Raw genomic sequence first — 1,431 nt, 5'->3', positions numbered from 1 at the left:
GTTTTAAGAACAGTTCCGTGTTGTATGACGGTAGTCGGGGGTGTAGGGGGGACGGTTGGAGCTTTCTCTATGGGAGTTTGAAGTCCCCCCTACTCAACCTTTGCCTACTTTCGTTTGAGGACGAAAGTAGGGGCCCGTCCGGCCTGAGGACAGTGTAAATTAATAGAAATAATTAGGGTTAAGGGGCACTCAGCCCCAAATAAGAATTAGGGAACCTCTGAACAAATGGCATAAATAGAGACTTTAGCGAAGTGAGAGCAAGGAAGCGCTGCAGACCGGTTGTAAGTGCCGCATTTTGATCCCGCATTACCGGATTCATCCCCAAGTTTTGCAGAAATGGACACACTTCTCCCTTGTCAGGCCTCACTGAAACTTCGACCTGCCATAGCCAGCATATAAAGATTTGCGCACGCAAACATGGCATACAGCCGGTTCTCGTTTTTCATTAAACCTCTGTACCGGGTTTTCGTGTAGCCAAATTGGCATTTGATGATGCGAAAAACGTGCTCCACTTTGCATCGCACCGAAGATTTGCGATGTTCGATGAAACGCTCCCAATCAATGGCGTTGTCGGAAACCCTGGGCAGACTGTGCGGACGGCGGTTGATACGATAGTCGATCTTGGATAAATGCGCGTCATTCCGAATCTCCGGGCGCTTTTGAATACCAAGATAACCGGAATCACCATAGACCACCTCATCATCCTTACGGATGAGTTTCGCCGCTGCGGTCACATCATGTTCGTTGGCGGAAGTCACCTCTATCGTATGAACCAGCCCGCTGCCGGCGTCAACGCCGGCGTGACACTTCATGCCGAAACGCCATTCATTGCCCTTTTTTGTTTGATGCATCTCCGGGTCGCGTGCTTTCTCCGCATTTTTTGTAGAGCTGGGCGCGTTGATGATGGTAGCGTCTACAATTGTGCCGCCTTTCATCATGTGGCCGGTGGCTACCATGACGCGGTTAATGGCGTCGAAAAACACCTTGTTTAGACCGTCTTTTTCCAACAGGTGCCGAAACTTGCAAAGCGTCGTCTCGTCCGGGACTTTCTCCGTCGTGAAATCGATGCCGGTAAACTTACGCATGGCATAGCTGTCATAGATTGCATCCTCAGTGGCCGGGTCGGAGAGGTTGAACCAGATCTGCAGCAGATACATTCGCAGCATCCGTTCTATGCCCATGGGCGGACGTCCCCGTTTGCCGTGGGGATAATATGGTGCAATGATACCAACCCACTCTTCCCACGGAATAATCTCGTCCATGGTTTCCAGAAACTCTTCCCGCCGTGTTTTCTTTTTTCTGCAGCTATATTCAATATCTGTAAAAGTTTGTTGCTTTTTCATTTCCCCGCACCACCTGTGTCTTGATAGTTCTATTTTACCAGAGTTCTTCTCTCTTCGGTAGAGGGCGGATTAAATCAGAGGTTCCTTA

1 protein-coding gene is annotated in these 1,431 nt (G+C 49.5%); it reads right to left on the bottom strand.

Annotated elements, in window-relative coordinates:
* Nucleotides 1-356: 356 nt before the first annotated feature.
* Nucleotides 357-1,343, bottom strand: a complete 987-nt coding sequence (locus tag ACLQ3M_RS03525; RefSeq protein ID WP_411676330.1) for an IS5 family transposase — start codon at nt 1,341-1,343, stop codon at nt 357-359.
* Nucleotides 1,344-1,431: the final 88 nt, after the last annotated feature.

The sequence above is a fragment of the Caproicibacter sp. genome (assembly GCF_046707225.1).
Lineage (GTDB): Bacteria > Bacillota > Clostridia > Oscillospirales > Acutalibacteraceae > Caproicibacter.
This window is presented reverse-complemented; position numbering and strand designations above follow the sequence as displayed.